This window comes from Gilvibacter sp. (assembly GCF_965601605.1).
GTDB lineage: Bacteria > Bacteroidota > Bacteroidia > Flavobacteriales > Flavobacteriaceae > Gilvibacter.
In genome coordinates this window covers 1-18,631 of record NZ_CBFCWJ010000011.1, presented here as the reverse complement: position 1 = coordinate 18,631, position 18,631 = coordinate 1, and the positions used below count along the sequence as shown (strand labels likewise).

Genomic DNA, 18,631 nt, shown 5'->3' with positions numbered 1-18,631 from the left:
TGGTTGTTAAAAATAATAATCTAATTTAAAATAGACTTCCACTTTTCAAGGATTAAAGGCCAATCGTGTTGCTGAGCTCTGCTTAAAGCCTTTTCGCTCATGGACTTATATAAGGATTCGTCGCTTAAAATCTTTAAGACAGCATCTGCCATTGCATCAGGCTCTTGCCGATCAACCAGAAACCCGTCAGCGCCGTTATCAATTAAAAAAGGCATGCCTCCCACTGCTGTGGAAACAACAGGAAGCCCCATGGCCTGTGCTTCAAGGACTGATAAGGGTTGATTGTCTGTGGTACTGGTGTTAAGAAACACAGTTGCTTTTTGCCCCAAGCCTATCCACTGCTCTTGATTGATCTTCCCTAGAAAATCTACAGTCAGTTTGTATTCAATTGCCAAGGTTTGACATTCCTCCAAAATCTGTGGATCTCCAGGACCAGCCATGATAAGAGAAGCCGTGGGAAATTTCGACTGTATGCGTTGAAAGGCTTGTATGGCCAGCTGCGGATTGTAAAGCGGCAATAAAGCGCGGAGCCAAACCAAGTTTGGAGCAAAGGTTTTATTAGCCTTAGGGGTATAACGAGATAAGTCGATTGCATTTCTTACGATCTCCACTTTGCAAATTCCGGCGGATTCAAACAGATTGGCTAAATAGGCCGATGGACTCACCACCGTGTAAGCCCCTTGACAATATCTTTTAAGAGTCTTAGGATTCGTTTTGATACGATTGGGCAAGTTCCCACCGTGAAGAATAGGAATATATCTCAGCTTAAATCGTCGGGCCCACCAAGCAACGACAATCGCATAATAAAAATTCAGTGTACTGTAGGTATCGATCAGCAGATAATCACAGCGACGGCGATGTTTAACAACCGTCATCCACATGTCCAGAAATCGCAGCAACTTATTGTTGTGCGACGAGCTGGCTACCACAGAAAACCCTTCTGCTTCCAAACGCGAGATCAAGCGCATAGAATAGGTTGGATTTTTAGCGGAGCTACGCAGGTGGTTGCCTATGTAGACGAGGTTTTTTCTTTTCATTCAAAACAAATAATAGCGACAAACCATAGATAAATGCAGGCGCCGCCAGTCTCATGGACGAGTGATTAATGGTCAAAAACCAAAAGATGAATAATGCTATCAAATACGGGTTATGCCGTTGCTTGAACCAATAAAGCAAAGGAGTTAAAAAGAGCAACATCAATGCTCCTAGCCCAAGAATTCCGTGTTCAGAAAGCAATCGACTCACCTCATTATGCGTTGCCGCCAAGGTTCCCGACTGTTCAAAGCGATATTCTTTAATCTTCCCCACACCAATACCTGTTAGCGGCTTTTCGTAAAAGGCTGCAAGTTCGCTGCTGATCAGCTCTGAGCGGCCCGTGGTAATGTCTTGTTTTAAACGCCCAGCAGCATCCCTGTTGGTGTATCGATAATCAATTAGCCCTGTAGTTTGTATGGAAGTAAACAGCCAGGTAAATATAAGACCAACCACCACTATACCCACTTTGGGTAAAAGTCGTGCCTTAGCCTTATTGTTGGAGGTCATATAGAGGAAAATGATAAAGAAGACGGCGCAAATTCCAGCCGTGATTACCCCACCTCGGGAGAAGGTCACAATGGCCCTGTAACTCATAAAGAATAGCAATACCAAATCGACAATATTGACCAAACGATCTTTGATGGTGAACAGGCGCGTGATCAAAATAAACATGCCCAGACCTAGAATTGTCGCTACTTGATTCGGTCCAAATCCACCAGAAGTTTGAAAATTCGATTGTGTACCCGACAAGGCATCTCGAATACTTGGTGTAAATACATAGAGAAAGACCATGGTCGTGACAATGGGCAACAGCATTACCATAAAGATCTGCTGCAGTTGTTCCCGTTGTACCTTCCTAAAGTACATATATATAGCGGCTACGCCTAAACAGAACGGACCACTGAGGTTAAAAATAACAGCCGTTCTAAAATTAGTTTCGTAGTTTAAATTGATCGCAGAAAACACTATTCCAGGCACTAAAACAAACAGATAGGTCCAGAACGGCAAGGAACGCAGGGAAGTCCCGCGGTAGAACATCCCCAGGAGCAAAAAGAAGATAACGGCGTACTTCCCGGTCTCGTAAAACAAGGCGCCTCCCGTCATCCTAAAGAACACCTCGGCCCCCGTAAAATAGGCTGCCGCAAAGAGTACTTCATTGTTCTTATTGCCTTTGGCCAAGACGTAAAAAGTAAAAATGGCGAAGCTACCTAACAAAAAGATGGTAGAACTCGGCCTGAAAAAGTAAACCGTAAAGGCCATACCAATGTGCAGCAAAAGAAGCTGTACGTAAGTAAATTTCCGTATGGGCTTAGTAGGTTTTGCCATATACTGCCAGCAATTTAGGAATTATTGTCTGTATGGAATAGCGCCCTGCTATGCGCTTTCTAAAAGCTTGTGCCTTTTCAAGAGCTACTTCCTTTTGGTTTAAGGCCTCTAAGAGCCTACGGGCCAAGGCTTCAGAATCAGAAGCCCGGAACCAAATAAGCAGAATCACCAACCACTTCTGCGCATTGTCCAACATCTGTACAAACAACGGGAAGTTCCATAGCACCGTATTCTAATATTGCCATGGGTAAACCTTCTGAAGTTGATGATAGCATGCCTACATCACAGGCTTTCATATACCCATTGACATCCTGCTGAGAGCCGTGTAAATAAACAGAATCGGAGAGTTCTAATGACGTTATTTGTCCCAAGACTCCTTGATAATAGGCATCGTTCCAATGCATGCCCAACAAGTGCAAACTGACTTCTGGTAGGGTTTTACGGACCTCTGCTAATGCTTTTAAGGCGTTCAGATGATCTTTCTGCGGACGAAAGTTTGCCATGAGCAGCACACGAACGCCAGAGCTACCCGATACTTCCGCTGCTTGAACGAGATCAGTATCCAACAGCGGAACAGCATTCTCTAAAAACAGTACTTGTTTGGAACGTAAGCGAATTTTGGCCCAATCCGCTAATTTTTGATTAACGGACAAAACCGTATCGAAACCTTTGGAACACCAGCGCAACATTTTGAGCGGGCGTTGCTCAAGGGCTTCGGAATTGCCGTAATGGTCGTGCCAGATCAATTGGCACCCGCTTAAAAACAAGAGCGCTAAACGCGCTGTAAAGAAAGAAGTAGCGTGTGCGTGAATAACGTTCACTTGATTTCTTTTACAAAAACGGATCAAACGCATGATCGCAAAAATATCCAAGGCGCTCCGCTTCTTTAAATACAGATAACCAACTTCCGGAGTGAGTTGTGCTTTGAGCTTACCTTCTGCTCGTGTAGTACATAAAAATGAGGCCTCCACATTTCCACACAAAGCATTCGCATAGCTCACCGCCACACGTTCTGCCCCACCAGGGTTTAAAGAATCTATGAGTTGAAGGACTCTCATTCAAGCAATTTGTGAATTTCACTTCTAAAACTATCCATGGTGTATTGACGCGACCATTTTACCCCAGCTGCCGCCATATTGGTCAACCTACGTGGTCTGCTCAGCATCGCCGCTAAGGTCTCTGCATCTGTCGCAAAGTCTAAAAGTAGGCCGCGCTTGCCCTGATCTAACATCCAAGGGACGCAAGAAACTGGACTCGCCAAGGGAATTGTTCCCCAAAACATGGCCTCCGCAACTGCTTTGGGCCAACCTTCTGATTGGGAAGCTAAAATGGAGAAATGTGCCGTTTTTAGTGCTTCTCGAACCACCTCAGCGGGCTGATTACCTTTTAGTGTAACCCGATCACTCAATTGTAAATCAGTGATCTGTTGCTCCAACTTTGCACGCTCTCCCCCTTCTCCGTAGACATCTAAACTAGCAGCTACTCCAAAGTCTTTAAGTTCTCTAATAAGTTTCTACGGCGTAATCTACACGCTTGTTCGGGCTTAAGGTTCCCAAATAGACCATCTTTACAGCACCACTGTAATCACGAGGCACAATATCTTGCTTCTCAGTTTCCCCAATAAGTTGCTGTAAAGAAGGGTTTAATATTTTTTGTCTGATCAGGCCAATCTCCATATAACCAAAACCTGCATGTTTCGGGTCAAAAAAGGTGTTGCGCAACAACCACTTTTGAACTTTATAACTAAAGGGCTGAGCAGCCTTAGGAGACCAGTTTCCGGCATATTTGGCCGTTTTCTTTTTCCACGGGAAGATCATTTGCATCCAACAACCAAAAAGACTTATAGTTCCCGGGCGGCCTCAAGTGGATGTGATCTGCCTTAGCCATGGCTATCAATAGCTTGACCTTGGTAACAGGAATGCCCCAAATCGCATTTAATAGTCCAGAAAAGGATCCAAAGAATAAAGGAGGCACAGAAACTATCTTGAGATCCTGTCTTGCAAATGCTTTGGTCAACAATTGCTTCGGATATTTTGTCGGCGCTAGTATGGTCACCTCATCTGCCTTTTCAAACCACAGGTCCAACTCAGCCACCATAGGCGCGTAGGCCACTAGGGTATCGTTCTCTTTGAGTATGGGCGCAGCACTGACAACGAGCAGTTTCATTGAATATAAGCGCTAGAATTGTTATCACTGATCTTCTTAGCAGGCACTCCAGCTACTGTGGTTCCTGCTGCAACGGCCTGAGTCACTAAAGAACAAGCTGCTATCACAGCGTCATTTCCTATCGCGATATTCCCAGCCACCACTGCATTGGCGCCTATATAAACCCGATCACCAATGGTTGGCACGCCTCTATCGGCTCCACGTCCACTGACACCCACGGTAACGCCTTGTGAGATATTGCAATCTTCACCGATCACAGCGTTTGCATTGATGATGATCCCTCCAAAATGCCCGATATAACAGCTACGACCAATGGACGCACTGTAGGGTAAAGAGATTCCCGCGACGATCTCAATGTACTTTTGCCAAAACAATCCAAAAAACAAGAAAATACGTTTCAAGAAGCCTGGAAGTTTAGAGCGGTAGATATTATTGTTAATTCGGTATACAAACAGAGCCCAAAGCCCTTGTTGGGTCAATAGCAGTATCAAGCCATTCCTGTTGGAATAACGTTTGTATTTTTTTATGTCTGATACGAATCTACCCATGAACACTATTGTATGGAACGATAAAATGCGACATTTTGCGCAGTGACCTTTTGCAGATCAAAACGCGCTTTAACTGCTTGCCGAGCCCGCTTCCCCATGGCATCAGCCTGTTCCCGATTATTCAAAACCCATCGAATCTTATTGGCAATATCTTCCGGTTGGTAAACGTCTGCTAACAGTCCGTCTTCTTCATGCTTTATGGTCTCTGGCCCAGGACCGTATTTGGAAAAGATCACAGGCTTTTCCAACAACATGGCCTCTAAAGATACCAAACCTTGGGTTTCCATATGTGAGGGAAATACGCAAACTGCAGCCTTGGCATATTGCGCATCCAAAGCATCTCTGGAAACTGCTCCCTTAAAATGAATGCGCTCAAAAGGAGCCTCCGCAAGTTCTCTTTGAATGGTTTCTATATAAGACTTTCCGTCTGGGTAAAACCAATCTCTCCCGTAGAGTTCTAATCGCAATTCAGGGAACTCAGGAGCAATTATAGAAAAGGCTTGTATAAGCTCACGAACGCCTTTTTTCTCACAAACCGTACCTGCAAACAGAACCAAATTTGGATCTAATGTGGTCTGCGTTAAGGCGACGTCTGTTTGCAGCGGATAAGGGATCAAAGCCATCTCTGCCTGATGATAACTCAAGTATTTTCCCGTATGAGACCGCACGTAGTTCGTGCCTGCAATGAAAGCATCTGCCTTGGCAAAGGAGCGCTTCTCCAACAAACCTTTACGCCAATTGATTCCGCGGCGCTCTGCTTCTGCAAAGAAGTGATGGCCTCCGTGCAGACGAATCACCTTTTTGGCTCTATGTGACTTGCTTATCAGAGCTAGACCCAGTTCCGCAGATTCAATGATGTTTATGCGCTGCTTTTTATTGAGTTGTCTCAACTTCTGATTCATGGCCCAAGCATTGTACATAAAATTAGGCCCAGGTAAAGGATTCTTTTTTAACCGATAGAGGTTTACGCCTTGATCGTCAATCTTCTCTTCACGACTTTTAACGCCAGGTCCAACCACACTTACCTTATGTCCTGCAGCCACCAAGGAACGCCCGAGGGTTTGGATAAAAGTACCCACCCCGCCAGAAGCCCAAAGCGGATATTCGGCAGAAAGGAATACAATATGTAAAGGCGTATCAGCCATTGATCAAGGCATTATAAATTCTATCAGAGGCTTGGGTATCTTCAATGACAATATCCATCCAATCCCCAATCTTAGATTTTCTTCTCGGAATGGATTGAAGCAATTCGGGTAATCCCTCAGGAGATTCCCACCAAAATACCGCTGAAGGGTCTGGCATACTCTTGAAATGCTCAAAATTGTAAATCATATTCACCGACCAGCCTTTAGCCTGTGGAGGATCGTAATTGATATAAATACAAGGCTTACCAAACATACCAAAATCAAACGCCATGGTAGAGCCCAGATTGACTACCATGTCCGAATAATGTGCAACACTGACCAGTAATTTCACATCGTCCTGAGTGGGATAAACCGCAGACCATACATTGCTGTTGAAATTCCAAAGCGGCGGCGCTTCAATGATTAATCCTTCAAACTTTGCTACAACATCATCGTAACGCCCAGAAACATCTACCGGACAGCGACGGAACAAAATCTGATACTTAGATTCCAAGCCCGATTCTTGAAGTTGGGCAGCAAAATCGTGCAAATAAGTTGGGTCATATGGCGAAGTATACTCATCATCACCACTAAAACAGATGATCTTTTTGGCTGGATCCAAACGATACTGTTCGTAAAAAATCTCTTTGGGTATGATGTTCTTCGGGTCATTATACGCTTCAAACTGAGGCGTCCCGGTAATTTTAATCTGCTCTGAGTCTAGTTCAGGATAAAAAGCCAACAATTGTTCTTTCATATAAGCAGACCAAACCAAATAAATATTGGCCTGCAAGGCCAAACGCGCCTTAGGAATATTGTCCCATGAATAGATCACAGTAGCAGTTTTTAAGCCCAAATCTTGAGCGGCCGCAAAGATGGGCGGGGCTTTTAAAGCTCTTTGATGCGTACAGAATAGCGTTTTGGCATTTAAAGCTGCCAATTGCGCACTCACCTTTTGGTAAATTGGATTGCTTCGGATTTCCCGCTGATAGCGCTTCTCCAATTTCAAAACTGCCTTGTAGTTGCCGTAGAAATTCCCCATAAAGGTCACAAAACCATAAAACAGCATTTGCTTCAAACCTTTTCTGGGCTTGTTCCACAAATGCATGATGGTAACATTTGCCGTACGCTTGGTGTTGAGCTTCAAACGGCAATAATGGATGAGCTCTCGGTAATACTTTTCTTTGATGGATTCGCTGTAGGCAGGAATCTCCTGATCTGAAGCGAAGTGAAGTTCGGATTTAAGTCGACCTAAAGTATCCGGATCAAAATTGTGATAGAGGTGTAAATTCGCCTGCCGATTCTTAAACACATCGGCATACAAATAATTCCTTATCCCAACCCCGTCAGGTACAAACAGTACAATATCCTCAGGCTTACTCATGAGTATCTTTAAACTGTTTCTGATGATCAATATCCCAAAGGGCAGGCGTTTCTAAGCTCTTTATAAAAAGATCGTGGGATTGCCCGTTTCCAAAAACGGGTTTGCTTTCTTGTATCTGCGGAAGCGGTCCGGCCAAAGCTTTCGCAATAGCCTCTACCTCATAAGGCAGATCAATGATATGATCGTGTTCTGCTCTGTTGAGCTGTCGGGTCCCTACATTCAAAGTTGGAACTCCGTAATAAGGCGCCTCGCGTATCCCAGCGCTAGAATTTCCAATGATAAAATCGGCATGTTTGAGCAGGGTCAAAAAGTATTCAAAACGAATCGATGGAAAAACTCTAAAATTCGATCGCCCTTCAAAAGCTTCATAGGCCTTTAAAATAGCCGTGCTTCCCAAATCGTTATTCGGATAGATCACCACAAAGTTTCTATCGGCAGCCAACAGTCCTTCTACAAAGGCCTTTGCGTAGGTGTGCATGGCTTCTGATTCTGTAGTCACCGGGTGGAATAAAACTATTCCGTAGTCTTCATAATCGATCTCATAATGCGAGCGAACGGCCTCCATTGCAGGCAAACCGTCAGAAAACATGATATCCACATCCGGAGAACCGATCACAAAAATAGATTCTGCAACCTCTCCCATTTGTTGTAAACGCTGTTGTGCCTTTTGATGAGAAACATAGTGAATATGACTCATCTTACTGGTAGCATGACGGATCAACTCGTCTATAGTTCCAGAAATCTCACCGCCTTCTATATGCGCCACAAGGATGTTGTTGAGTGAACCTACTATAGCTCCTGCCAAAGCCTCTACCCGATCTCCGTGAACCACGATCAAATCCGGTTGAATGTCTTGAATATAGCTGGAAAAACCTGTGATAGTCTTGGCTAAGGTCAGCTCCATGGTCGTCTCGCTGGTGTGATTCTCAAAGGCGTGAACGTGCTTAAAATTACAGCGTTCCACCTCGATCATGGTATAACCATAGGTATGCATCAAATGCATTCCGGTGACAAACAAATAAGCCTCAAAATCCTCATGCGCTTCAATACGGGCGATCAAAGACTTGATCTTTCCAAAATCGGCACGTGTCCCGGTAAGAAAAACTATGCGTCGCTTTCCCATTAGGCCAAATCGGATTTTTTAAGTTGTACGTCTGCAGGTAAGTCTGTTGCCGCCTTGCGCGTTAATACCTCGTTGAAATGTTCCGCTAAGATCTCTCCCGTCCCTGGCCGTTTCACCCAAACATTGTCTTTGGTAAAGGCTTCTCCTTTTGCTACAGGAGCAATGGTACAGACTGTGGCAAAGGCAAAATCAATGGTCACTTGCTCTTCTGCAGCGGGCTTTTTCTCACCTCCACGCATTTGCCAAATTTCATGACTTCCTTCAATAAGTTCTTTACAGGCCTGCTGATCCATACTGCAAACTATGTCTGGACCTGGACGGTCCATATGATCGGTAAAATGTCTTTCCAAGATAGATCCTCCTAAAGCTACGGCCGCTAAACAAGCGTTATTGTTCAGGGTGTGATCTGATAAACCGAATACTTTGTCTGGGAAGGCTTCATGCAACTGAGTCATAGCCCCCAAGCGCACCAAACGCGTTGGCGTAGGATACAAATTGGTGGTATGCAAAAGGGCAACATCCACCCCATGCTTATCAAAAATAGCGACGGCTTTAGCCACGCTCTCAATGGTATTCATCCCTGTGCTCAAGATCACTGGTTTGCCAAAAGAAGCAATATGTTCCAGCAAAGGATAATTGTTGCATTCGCCACTTCCTATCTTAAAACCGGGAACATCAAATTTGATGAGTCTGTCCGCAGCAGCTCTTGAGAAAGGCGTAGAGATAAAGATCATCCCTTTGGATTCCACATAATTTTTAAGGGCGAGTTCATCCGCCTCATTCAAGGAGCAACGATCCATAATCTCATAGATTGAAACGTCTGCATTGCCGGGAATTACCTTCTTAGCAGCACCGCTCATTTCATCAGCAACAATATGGGTTTGGTGTTTTACCACCTCTACTCCTGCTGCCGCAGCCGCGTCAACCATGACTTTGGCGACCTCAAGTGAACCTTCATGGTTGATCCCGATCTCTGCGATCACCAAGGGTGGATGTTCTGGACCGATCTTTCTGCCGGCTATGGTTATTTCTGGTGCTTTAGGCATAGGTTTTGAGTAAAAATTCGGCAAAATTGAGGTCTTCCTGAGAATCTATATCCGCATCGGCGAATGGATGGTCACAGATCAAAATCGTTTGTTTAGGACCTAACAGCATTGCTTGTTTGAGCAGATCCGTGTGACTGACATAAAGCAAACCGTTCTCTCGATACAAGGGCTCCATGTCTTGTGAGCGCTGCCCCAACTGGTAGTTGTAAGGCTCGAACTTGCCATCTTTTAGCTTCCCCAGTTTTTTATCAAAGGTGGAGACACACATCAAGCTATCCCCTTGTTGGGCATTAATTGTTTCTATGGCGTCTTCAATCAAACCCTCAGGTCGTAATGGATTGGTGGCTTGCAGCAGAATGATCCACTCTAAATCCATCGGAGCCGCCTGCACCAAATGTTTCAAGGCAGAAACAGTGGTCGCCGTATCGGAAGCCAGATCGGCCGGACGATCAATGACCATAACGTTCTGATTTTCACAATGGGCTTTAATCTCTGGACTGTCTGTAGTAACCAGTAAATGACGCGCTAATTGTTGATGCTTTTGAGCATAAGAAATACTGTGATCAATGAGGGCTTTGCCTCCAAATGGGATCAGATTTTTACCCGGAATACGCTTAGAGCCACCCCGCGCCGGAATCACAAAAGCTGTTTTTGCCGGATCGATCATTTAATAGTTTCTCAGTTGATTGGCAGACAACCCTTTGGAACGCAGCAATCGGTTCCAAATTGGGCCTCTGGTTAATAGCTTAAAAATAAGCTTTACCCACCAATTTCTAAGGGGTTTAGCGCGAAGTTTATTCCACGGGATATCAACAGTTTCTAAGGAGCTCTTTTCCAAGCCTTCTAGCTCTTCATGCATCCAAGGTTCCAGGGTGTTTCCCATATGAAACGCATAACCTTTTAAGGTGGATAAACGGTAGGCGCCTGCATCCATAGCAGGTTGATCCACAAAGCGGGTTTCACTGTCTCCTCCCAGTTGATATGGGCTGTGCTTACCTACTGGCGGATCAAAGAGCGAGCCGCGATAGGTATTGACAAAGTGTCCACTGCCCACTCCCGCAGCAACGCCATTGTGGGTCAAAACCAATTGCTTTTCCAGATGTGCTGGTTTGTAAAACTCCGCATTGCCAATACTGTGCGCAAAGGCTTTTAAACTCTCAGGGTCTCGAACTTCTTGAAATTTTAAAGCGGAGCTGGACCAGTGATCTGCCCAAACTGGAGCGGTATAATATTTAAAAAAGGTCGGAAAAGAAAGCGGTGCTACCGCGCCTGCCTTTGGGAAGGCCCTGAAGATCTCATAAGTAGCTTCTTGCCATCCGCTGCAAAACAAAACATCTGCATCTGCAATGGTCACCAGCTCAAAATCATGGCCAGCAAGTCCTTTTAGAATCGCATTGATCTTGCCAATATTGGTGCTGTGAATAAGCTCATGAATACCGCCATCAACCAACTGCTTATCCAAATAATCCCGAACCGTTTCACTGCTTCCGTTATTCACCACAGTGATGAATGTTCTTCGGTGAACGGTCTTCTCCAAGGACTTTAAACAACACTTCAATATCTCAAGGCTGTCCTTAAAATAGCCCTCGTGATTGGGTATATAAACAGGAATAAGCAGCTGATGCGAATACACTGCTTCTTGTTGTAGTTGATCTTTATTTGGATTGAATCCGGACCTCATCAGTGACTAAAATACTGTTTTAAGCAACCAATCGGAAACGCTTTACGTCTCCAGGCGGGAATCTTTAAGGGACGATCCGGATAGGCTTGAGCGTAATGCCGGAGTTCCATGGTCAAAAGTCTCTGAGCGATCTTCCAGCGTTGAAAACCACCAACTCCCATAGCACTAAAATTGCGCAACATTTTTAATCCGATCCCCAGATATTTGGCCCGCTGCGCGGACAAGCGATCCGTTTGCTCGTATTCCCGATATAAAGCTAAAGGTTCGTTAATGTACCGAACTGGGTAGCGATAACAGAAACGCTGGTAAAAGTCAATGTCCTCTCCTACTTTGATGGTCTCATCAAAAAGTAAATCGTCTGCAAATGCTGATTTACAGATCATTACGGTTGGAGATTTAGGTACCCAAACCCCTAGAGCATTCCAAAATACCTTTCCGCTGCGTTTGTGGGCCTTATCGGGAGAAGCCCCAATTTGAGCTCCCGTCAGTTCTCCTTGAGCATCTATGACCGAAGCACTGCTGTGTACCAGCTGAACTTCGCCAAACGCCTTAAAAGCTTGTAGCTGAACCTCAACCTTCTCCGGCTTCCACAGATCATCATCGTCTAAAAAACAAATAAATTCTCCTTGAGCCAATGAAACACCGTAATTCCGAGCACTGGAAAGCCCTCCGTTGGTTTTGTAATGGTATTTCACCCCCGGAAATTGTTCACAGATTTGCTCCGCCACTTTATCTACAGATCCATCATCAATCACTAAGACCTCCAAATGATCATAGGATTGCTTGCAGACACTGGCAATAGCCTCTGCCAGATAATCCGTACGGTTGTAGGTGGTGATGATCGCTGTGACCAGCGGACGCTTGGAATCCATTTACTTAAAGAGTCTGCGTTTGATTCGCTTCAAAATGCCTTGAGGCGTATTTCGTTTGGCCGCTGATAAGGCAGCATTTAAGGCCATTAAGGTCTGATAGTCTTCATAGTATATCCCAAAATACTGCTTCAAAACCTGAGTATCTTCCGACTCCTTCTTGGCTGCAAAACTGGGATCGTTACTCACCCCACTGAGATCAAAAAAGCTCAGCGCTTTTGGCACATGGGAAAAGCTAAACTTATTGGAAAGAAAGCACTTTATATAAAAAGCACGATCTGCTGCAATGCGCAAACTGGTGTCGTAATTGCCCATTTGCTCAAAGACACTGCTCTTAAAAAGCGTGCTTTGATGTGGCAAAGAGGATTTGAAAAAGAACAAAGGCGTGAGCTCATCCGGATAAGATTTCCCACCGGTTTCATATTTATAATCCCCGTAGATAATGTCTCCCTTAAACTGCGGAGCTTTTACAAAATCGCCTAGAGCCTGAGTTCCATTTAGACAATCTCCACTGTTTAAGAAAAGTAAATATTCGCCATTAGCAGCCGCGATCCCCTTGTTTTGAGCTTCAAAAATCCCGCCGTCGGGTTCACTGACCCAATGCTTAAAATGAGATTTATTCTCTTCAATAATTGCAAGGCTACCGTCACTAGAACCCCCATCAATGATCACGAACTCAAAGTCGCGGAACTCTTGAGCAATGACAGAATCCACAGTGGCTTGAAGCCCTGCGGCATTGTTGTAGTTGATGGTAATTATAGAAACTAAGGGTTGCATCTGCGGATTATTGGTCCGACTCTTTGGCCGCTACTTTGGCCGATATCCAATTGTAAGTCTTTTCCAAGCCAACTTGTAGTGGCTGGGTGGGTTTCCATCCGAGTTTTTCGAAGATCAAAGCGTTGTCAGAGTTTCTCCCGCGAACGCCTTCTGGTCCGGGAATATTCTCGATGTTAATGTCTTTGCCAGAAAGGCCAATGATCATTTCCGCAAACTGATTGATAGACACCATTTCTTCGGATCCGATATTGACTGGCCCAATAAAATCTGAATCCATCAAACGCATTACCGCCTCAATACACTCGTCTATATACAAAAAGGAACGGGTTTGTTTTCCGTCTCCCCAAACATCTATTGCTCCGCCTGCAGCGGTCTCGGCAACCTTTCTGCACAGAGCAGCTGGCGCTTTTTCCTTACCGTTATTCCAAGAACCCTCTGGCCCAAAGATGTTGTGAAAGCGCGCTATGCGCACGTTGAGATTATAATTTCTCATAAAGGACAAATACAGGCGCTCAGAGAACAATTTCTCCCAACCGTATTCGCTGTCCGGATTTGCCGGGTAGGCAGATTCTTCAGAACATTTTGGATTGTCTGGATCCAGCTGATTGTACTCCGGATACATACAAGCAGACGAAGAATAGAATACCTTTCCTGCCTTCTTTTTAACCGCCTCATGCGCCACATTGAGATTGATCAAGGCGCTGTTGTGCATCACATCGGCATCATTGTCTCCTGTAAAAATATAGCCTGCTCCACCCATGTCTGCAGCGAGTTGATAGATCTCATCAACACCTTCATCAACCACGGAAGCCACAACTTGCGGGTCGCGAAGATCACCGATCACAAAATCATCGGCGGGCAGATCACTGTAGGCATGTGGAACCAGATCCACACCTCTAACGTAGTGTCCTTGAGATTTTAAGTGTTTAACCAAATGACCGCCTATGAAACCTCCGGCTCCAAGTACGAGTGTCTTTTTCATGGTGTTTGTGGTTTTGGGGGGTTATTCTGAGGCTCAAGATACCGATTTACCAGCTTTTTCGCCTGATTATTTACATCAAAATGTTCCTGAGCATATGCTTTAACTTGGGAACGTTTGAACTCCTGTTTTTGTTGCCCAAAGGTCTCTATTGCTTCTAGCAATCCTGCTGCACTGAGCTCCTTGGAGAGCTGTCCATTCAGACCGCTCTGAATATGTTCGGCCAGACCACCAATCTCAAAGCCGATAACTGGAGTTCCTGCGGCGAGCGCTTCCAGCATGGTATTGGGCAAATTGTCTTCCCGACTGGGAATCAATAGAGCGTCTACTGCCGTTATCGCCTTGATCTTATCAGCTTCATTATCCATATAACCTAACGATTTCACCTTGACATTCGGATTGTCAATTTTAAGTGATCCGGCTCCCATTGTGATCAACTCCAAAGGAATGGTCAAATCAGCCAAAGCAGTTTGCAGAAGATCTGCACCCTTTCTATGGTTGTCCAATCGATCTGAAACATAGATCAATTTTAAAGGGGCGGTTTGTCCTATTTCTTCTGAAGAAACAAGGCGTTTGTATGGCTTTTGATCAATTCCGTTTGCTAGCAAATTGTAGGTGGTGTGCTTTGGAAAGATTCCACTAGCTTTTGCCGCATCCATCAACCAAGTCGATGGAAATAATAAATGTAAATCTCGAGCTTGGGAGTAAGCTTCCTTCTTAAGCACTTTAAAAGACTCATTTAGCTCATGTGCACTTTTACCGCTATTTCTGGCCTCGTCTCCCGCGTAGTGAAAAATTCCCAAAAAGGGATTCATGTCATGCAGGGTCCAGTACACGGGCTTGTCAAGACCCTTGAAAAAGCTTTGGTAATCCAGAATGCCATTGACCCAGTGCAGGTGGATAATATCTGCCTCTTGTACCAAAGGATGCCGCAAAAGATCATAGTCGGACTCGGGACTGGTCACAATCTCCGCCTTTAGTGGTGGCTGAAGAGCAGCTACTAAGCGTTGAAAGTCTTGCTCTTTTGAGCTTGTAGGAATGAGTTTGAGTTTTATTCGCTTGAGAAGGCTAGGCGGTTTGTATCTAAAGAAAGGATCCTCAAATTCCTTCCCTGAAAAATCAACACTTAAGGTTTTAGAAAGAAAGGCTGCCTGAATACCTTGATCCTGTAAAGCGCGTTGCATTCTCAAAGCTGCTAGTCCTGCACCGCCTCTTGAAGAGGTATTGATATGTAGTACTTTAAGTGCTATGCTTTCCCACTGATTTTGTGAAACAATTTTCTCGCAAATTCCTTTCGGTAACGTTTAAAATAAGCTTTAGAATATCCGCGTGACCAATGGTCCAAATGTACATGCCACAGCTGTTTTAATAGCCAAGCCGTATTCTGAGCCGGCGTTTGTTTCCACGAGTGATCCCACAAGTGGACTGCAACAGATCGATCCGTTAAAAACTGCTGATAGTCTTTATCACGATCTTCATAGGATAAAGAATAAAAATAATCGATATCGTAGATGGTCTCGTCTTCATTCAAAACTGCTCCGTCTATGAGTTCTTTAAAAGTATGGGTGATGACCGGTGGGGAATATCGATTGAAACGTTCCGAATCGTAGAACTGATTCATCGCCTTAAAAAAACGATGTTCCGCAACTCCGCCAAAAATTCCATAGGCCGGTCTCCCGTCAACTTCATAGCCCGTAAAAAAAGAATTGTTCAGCAGCGGTTCCAAGGGTTTTACCAAGAGCATATCCATATCCAAATAAACACCGCCCTCTGCTTCTAAAACAGCTACACGAATGGCATCTGATGCAAAGGCGTATTGCCCCTCCCTTATCGCGTCTTTGTAGAATTGATTCTGATAGGGTTTTGAGTTGGATTCGTTCCAGATCTTGATGGTAAAATCTGGAGCAAATTGGCGCCACGATTCCTGACAACGCTTTGCCACGGGACTCAATGAGGCCTCCCCAAACCAGCAGCAATGTATGATTTTAGGAATACTCATAGTTCAAAATTTAAGTCTGCGTTTCGGAGTTTGCTCTCCAAACGATAACTCGGTTTCCCGAAGAAGTATAAAATACCCGTGATGCGTTTTAAAGTCGTTTTCAAAGTTGGATTTGCATCTCCTAATGATTTGGTCATGAATTTACGGACCGTTTTTAGGGTATCTTTATCCCGATTTGCGGCTGCACTGCATAAAATTGGAACCAGTTGTTTGTACATGTATTTTACGAGCTGTGGATCTTTCTCAGCAATGCCATACTGGAGATTATCCGCGTAGATCTTGAATTGTGACTGCTTGTAATCCTGTATATAGTGCTGTGCTGCGGAGGTCTTTGTGCCAGGATGCTGTCTGTAGAGAAAACTTGGAGTTTCCATCAACACTACCTGATCCGTGGACACGCCTCTGAAGATTCTCAAGAAAAATTCAGCTTCTTGTCCGCGCACTATGGTTGGGTCAAACAAGGTTTTGCCTTCCAAAAACTGTTTTCTAAATAATACGGAATCCGTGATCATCTCAGTCTTGGTGTAGGCATAGGTGCGGTAGAGGTCTTGATAGGCCTCAACTCTAAATTCACGAATAAGATTCAAGGCTTCATCCACCACTTGTGCTCTGGCTACCACAATATCCTTGTCCTCCATTTGATTCAAGCGCAGCGCCAGATCCTCTTCCAGCATTAAATCATCACTGTCAAAAAAGATCACAAATTCACCCTGAGCTTGCTCAAAACCGTAATTTCTGCAGCTGTTGGCTCCTTTTGGTAAATGTTCTGGACGATTGAATAGTTTAAAGCGAGGCTCATCGGCTGTTAAATGCCTAATCGCGGCAAGAGTGTCATCTGTACTGCCGTCATCAACAATACAGCATTCCCACTGGGAATAAGTCTGCTTGGCAATACTGGTTAAAGTCGGGATAATGAGTTCAGCCCGATTGAAAACAGGAATAATAATGGAAACCAGACCGCTGGTAGACATGCACTCCTTTTTTGTGGTTACGCTAAGATATCATTTCTCAAAATCAACACCCACCATAGGCTGACAATTTATAAGCAACTTGCCAACAATTTTTGAGAGGATTTTTCTTAAGCATTCCAAAGAGGGTTAGCTCGTGTAGTAGGCGATTAATTGCTTTGTGACTTTGGATTTTTCATAGGTAGATGCCAGATGATGACGCTGCTTTATAATCTTCTCAGCCCATTGCTGCTGATTCTCAATAGCTTCTAACAACGTGGCACACAAAGCCTCAGGCTGTTGCGGCGGAGAAAGATAGGCATCGGAGCCTAAGATTTCAGCTACAGCTCCAACATCCGTAGACACGCAGGTTAAGCCTGCATTGAGTGCTTCTAGAAGTACTGTAGGTAAAACCTCAACCTTACTGGAAAGTAAAAATAGATCAGCGGCTTGATACGATTTTTGAACCTCCTCAGAAGCTAAGGCCCCTTTAAATTCAACCATATCGGTTAGTTTTAATTCATGAACCAAATCCTTCAAATCTTGGGCGAGTTCACCATGGCCAACCAGAGTGTACTGCCAATTGAGATCAGGTTTAAGCTGCGCAAGTGTTGAGAGCGCTTTAAAAGCAGTTTCATAGTCCTTTTCTGGAACCAATCGGCCTACACTTAAGATTCTTAATGGGTCCTGAGAACTCCTAGTTTCTTTAGAAGGAAACACTTTAATGCCATTGGGTAAATACCGAACCTGAGTGGTTGAAAATCCCAAACCGAGCAGCTGTTCTTCGCTGTATTTAGAAATGGCAAAAATGCCATGGGCATACTGTTTGAGCAGTGGAAAATTGAATCCTGTCCTTCCGGCCAAAGCACCGCGCAGATCGAATCCGTGGAAGGTGCAAAAGAGTTTGCCTTGATATCCCAAAGCCTTTAGTTGAGCTGCCTGTTCCCCCATGGTTCCGTAATGAGTGTGGATGATGTTTATATTATGGCTGAACAAATAATTCAATAAAAAGAACAGATTCCCGTTTAGAGCTGAACGGCCGTACTTGAGCCCATTCAAGCTGCGTAAAAGCAGTTTTTTCTCTTCCTTATTTGAACTGCCGCTTAACACTCTACGAATGGCCTTAAAACGATCTATTTTTGAAGCCGGCATCAAGATCCCTGGGCTTTGGGCGTTTTCAAAGAGAGCGAGATCTTCCAAACCCTTTAGGGCCTCTAACTGCCCGCCATTGCGTTTAAGGGTGTAAATGTGGACTTCATGCCCGCTTCGTATCAATTCTACAATCTGATCGCGAATGAAAGTCTCCGAAAACTTCGGAAATTCCTTGAGCCAAAAGAGCACCTTTAAACTCATAAAACTTCAGATTTTAAGCCCGAAACGCTTCTGCTCCAGCTGTAAAGACGATACATACCGAAGCCTTTAGTTTTATGCTTATTGCTGCGGATCATGTACAAATAAACCTTGAAAGCAAATGCCTCTTTAAGGCTGATCAAATTGGATTTTTGCGCTATTCGCAGCAGGTTTTTTCCCTGCCACCACATCTTATTAGGTATAATGAACTTGTCAAAACACTTCCGCATGGCTGTTTTCAATAGCTCCCGTCTTTCTTCAAATGATATGACCTCAT

Annotated in this window: 21 protein-coding genes; all 21 read right to left on the bottom strand. The window is 44.5% G+C overall.

Annotation, left to right across the window (positions count from 1 at the left end; genetic code table 11):
* Positions 1-20: 20 nt before the first annotated feature.
* Entirely contained in the window at positions 21-1,037 is a 1,017-nt protein-coding gene (locus tag ACSLP7_RS01960; protein ID WP_435577755.1) for a glycosyltransferase family 4 protein, read from the bottom strand.
* Positions 994-2,361 carry an O-antigen ligase family protein gene (locus ACSLP7_RS01955; RefSeq protein WP_435577754.1) on the bottom strand — a complete coding sequence of 456 codons (1,368 nt, stop codon included), beginning with the start codon at positions 2,359-2,361 and terminating at the stop codon, positions 994-996. The genes ACSLP7_RS01960 and ACSLP7_RS01955 overlap by 44 nt, the downstream gene beginning before the upstream one ends.
* A 137-nt stretch (positions 2,362-2,498) precedes the next feature.
* Positions 2,499-3,419 (bottom strand): glycosyltransferase, encoded by a 921-nt coding sequence (locus tag ACSLP7_RS01950; RefSeq protein WP_435577753.1) that lies wholly within the window; start codon positions 3,417-3,419, stop codon positions 2,499-2,501.
* Entirely contained in the window at positions 3,416-3,796 is a 381-nt protein-coding gene (locus ACSLP7_RS01945) for a glycosyltransferase (protein WP_435577752.1), read from the bottom strand. The genes ACSLP7_RS01950 and ACSLP7_RS01945 overlap by 4 nt, the downstream gene beginning before the upstream one ends.
* A 67-nt stretch (positions 3,797-3,863) precedes the next feature.
* Complete coding sequence (locus ACSLP7_RS01940) at positions 3,864-4,184, bottom strand: hypothetical protein (RefSeq protein WP_435577751.1); 321 nt, start codon at positions 4,182-4,184, stop codon at positions 3,864-3,866.
* Entirely contained in the window at positions 4,123-4,527 is a 405-nt protein-coding gene (locus tag ACSLP7_RS01935) for a hypothetical protein (protein WP_435577750.1), read from the bottom strand. Before ACSLP7_RS01935 ends, ACSLP7_RS01940 begins: the two co-directional genes overlap by 62 nt.
* On the bottom strand, positions 4,524-5,075 hold the full coding sequence (locus ACSLP7_RS01930; RefSeq protein ID WP_435577749.1) for a serine O-acetyltransferase: 552 nt from the start codon (positions 5,073-5,075) through the stop codon (positions 4,524-4,526). Before ACSLP7_RS01930 ends, ACSLP7_RS01935 begins: the two co-directional genes overlap by 4 nt.
* Before the next feature lie 5 nt (positions 5,076-5,080).
* Positions 5,081-6,220 carry a glycosyltransferase family 4 protein gene (locus ACSLP7_RS01925; protein ID WP_435577748.1) on the bottom strand — a complete coding sequence of 380 codons (1,140 nt, stop codon included), beginning with the start codon at positions 6,218-6,220 and terminating at the stop codon, positions 5,081-5,083.
* A complete protein-coding gene (locus ACSLP7_RS01920; protein WP_435577747.1) occupies positions 6,213-7,583 on the bottom strand; it encodes a hypothetical protein in 1,371 nt (456 codons plus the stop codon). The genes ACSLP7_RS01925 and ACSLP7_RS01920 overlap by 8 nt, the downstream gene beginning before the upstream one ends.
* A complete protein-coding gene (neuC, locus tag ACSLP7_RS01915) occupies positions 7,576-8,706 on the bottom strand; it encodes a UDP-N-acetylglucosamine 2-epimerase (RefSeq protein WP_435577746.1) in 1,131 nt (376 codons plus the stop codon). The genes ACSLP7_RS01920 and neuC overlap by 8 nt, the downstream gene beginning before the upstream one ends.
* On the bottom strand, positions 8,706-9,752 hold the full coding sequence (locus ACSLP7_RS01910; protein WP_435577745.1) for an N-acetylneuraminate synthase family protein: 1,047 nt from the start codon (positions 9,750-9,752) through the stop codon (positions 8,706-8,708). Before ACSLP7_RS01910 ends, neuC begins: the two co-directional genes overlap by 1 nt.
* Positions 9,745-10,419 carry a cytidylyltransferase domain-containing protein gene (locus ACSLP7_RS01905; RefSeq protein WP_435577744.1) on the bottom strand — a complete coding sequence of 225 codons (675 nt, stop codon included), beginning with the start codon at positions 10,417-10,419 and terminating at the stop codon, positions 9,745-9,747. The genes ACSLP7_RS01910 and ACSLP7_RS01905 overlap by 8 nt, the downstream gene beginning before the upstream one ends.
* Positions 10,420-11,433 (bottom strand): glycosyltransferase family 2 protein, encoded by a 1,014-nt coding sequence (locus ACSLP7_RS01900; RefSeq protein WP_435577743.1) that lies wholly within the window; start codon positions 11,431-11,433, stop codon positions 10,420-10,422.
* Complete coding sequence (locus ACSLP7_RS01895; protein ID WP_435577742.1) at positions 11,433-12,305, bottom strand: glycosyltransferase family 2 protein; 873 nt, start codon at positions 12,303-12,305, stop codon at positions 11,433-11,435. The genes ACSLP7_RS01900 and ACSLP7_RS01895 overlap by 1 nt, the downstream gene beginning before the upstream one ends.
* The gene (locus ACSLP7_RS01890; protein WP_435577741.1) at positions 12,306-13,079 is read right to left on the bottom strand and encodes a glycosyltransferase family 2 protein; all 774 of its coding nucleotides are present in this window, start codon (positions 13,077-13,079) and stop codon (positions 12,306-12,308) included. It abuts the gene before it with no gap.
* Between the two features lie 7 nt (positions 13,080-13,086).
* Positions 13,087-14,061: an NAD-dependent epimerase/dehydratase family protein gene (locus ACSLP7_RS01885; protein WP_435577740.1), complete on the bottom strand. Its 975-nt coding sequence runs from the start codon at positions 14,059-14,061 to the stop codon at positions 13,087-13,089.
* Positions 14,058-15,242: a glycosyltransferase gene (locus ACSLP7_RS01880; protein ID WP_435577739.1), complete on the bottom strand. Its 1,185-nt coding sequence runs from the start codon at positions 15,240-15,242 to the stop codon at positions 14,058-14,060. The genes ACSLP7_RS01885 and ACSLP7_RS01880 overlap by 4 nt, the downstream gene beginning before the upstream one ends.
* Before the next feature lie 62 nt (positions 15,243-15,304).
* A complete protein-coding gene (locus ACSLP7_RS01875; RefSeq protein WP_435577738.1) occupies positions 15,305-16,057 on the bottom strand; it encodes a glycosyltransferase family 32 protein in 753 nt (250 codons plus the stop codon).
* On the bottom strand, positions 16,054-17,028 hold the full coding sequence (locus ACSLP7_RS01870; protein ID WP_435577737.1) for a glycosyltransferase family 2 protein: 975 nt from the start codon (positions 17,026-17,028) through the stop codon (positions 16,054-16,056). Before ACSLP7_RS01870 ends, ACSLP7_RS01875 begins: the two co-directional genes overlap by 4 nt.
* A gap of 126 nt (positions 17,029-17,154) precedes the next feature.
* Positions 17,155-18,357 (bottom strand): glycosyltransferase, encoded by a 1,203-nt coding sequence (locus ACSLP7_RS01865; protein WP_435577736.1) that lies wholly within the window; start codon positions 18,355-18,357, stop codon positions 17,155-17,157.
* The coding region (locus ACSLP7_RS01860; protein WP_435577735.1) for a hypothetical protein at positions 18,354-18,631 on the bottom strand (278 nt) is incomplete at its 5' end. The genes ACSLP7_RS01865 and ACSLP7_RS01860, both read right to left, overlap by 4 nt.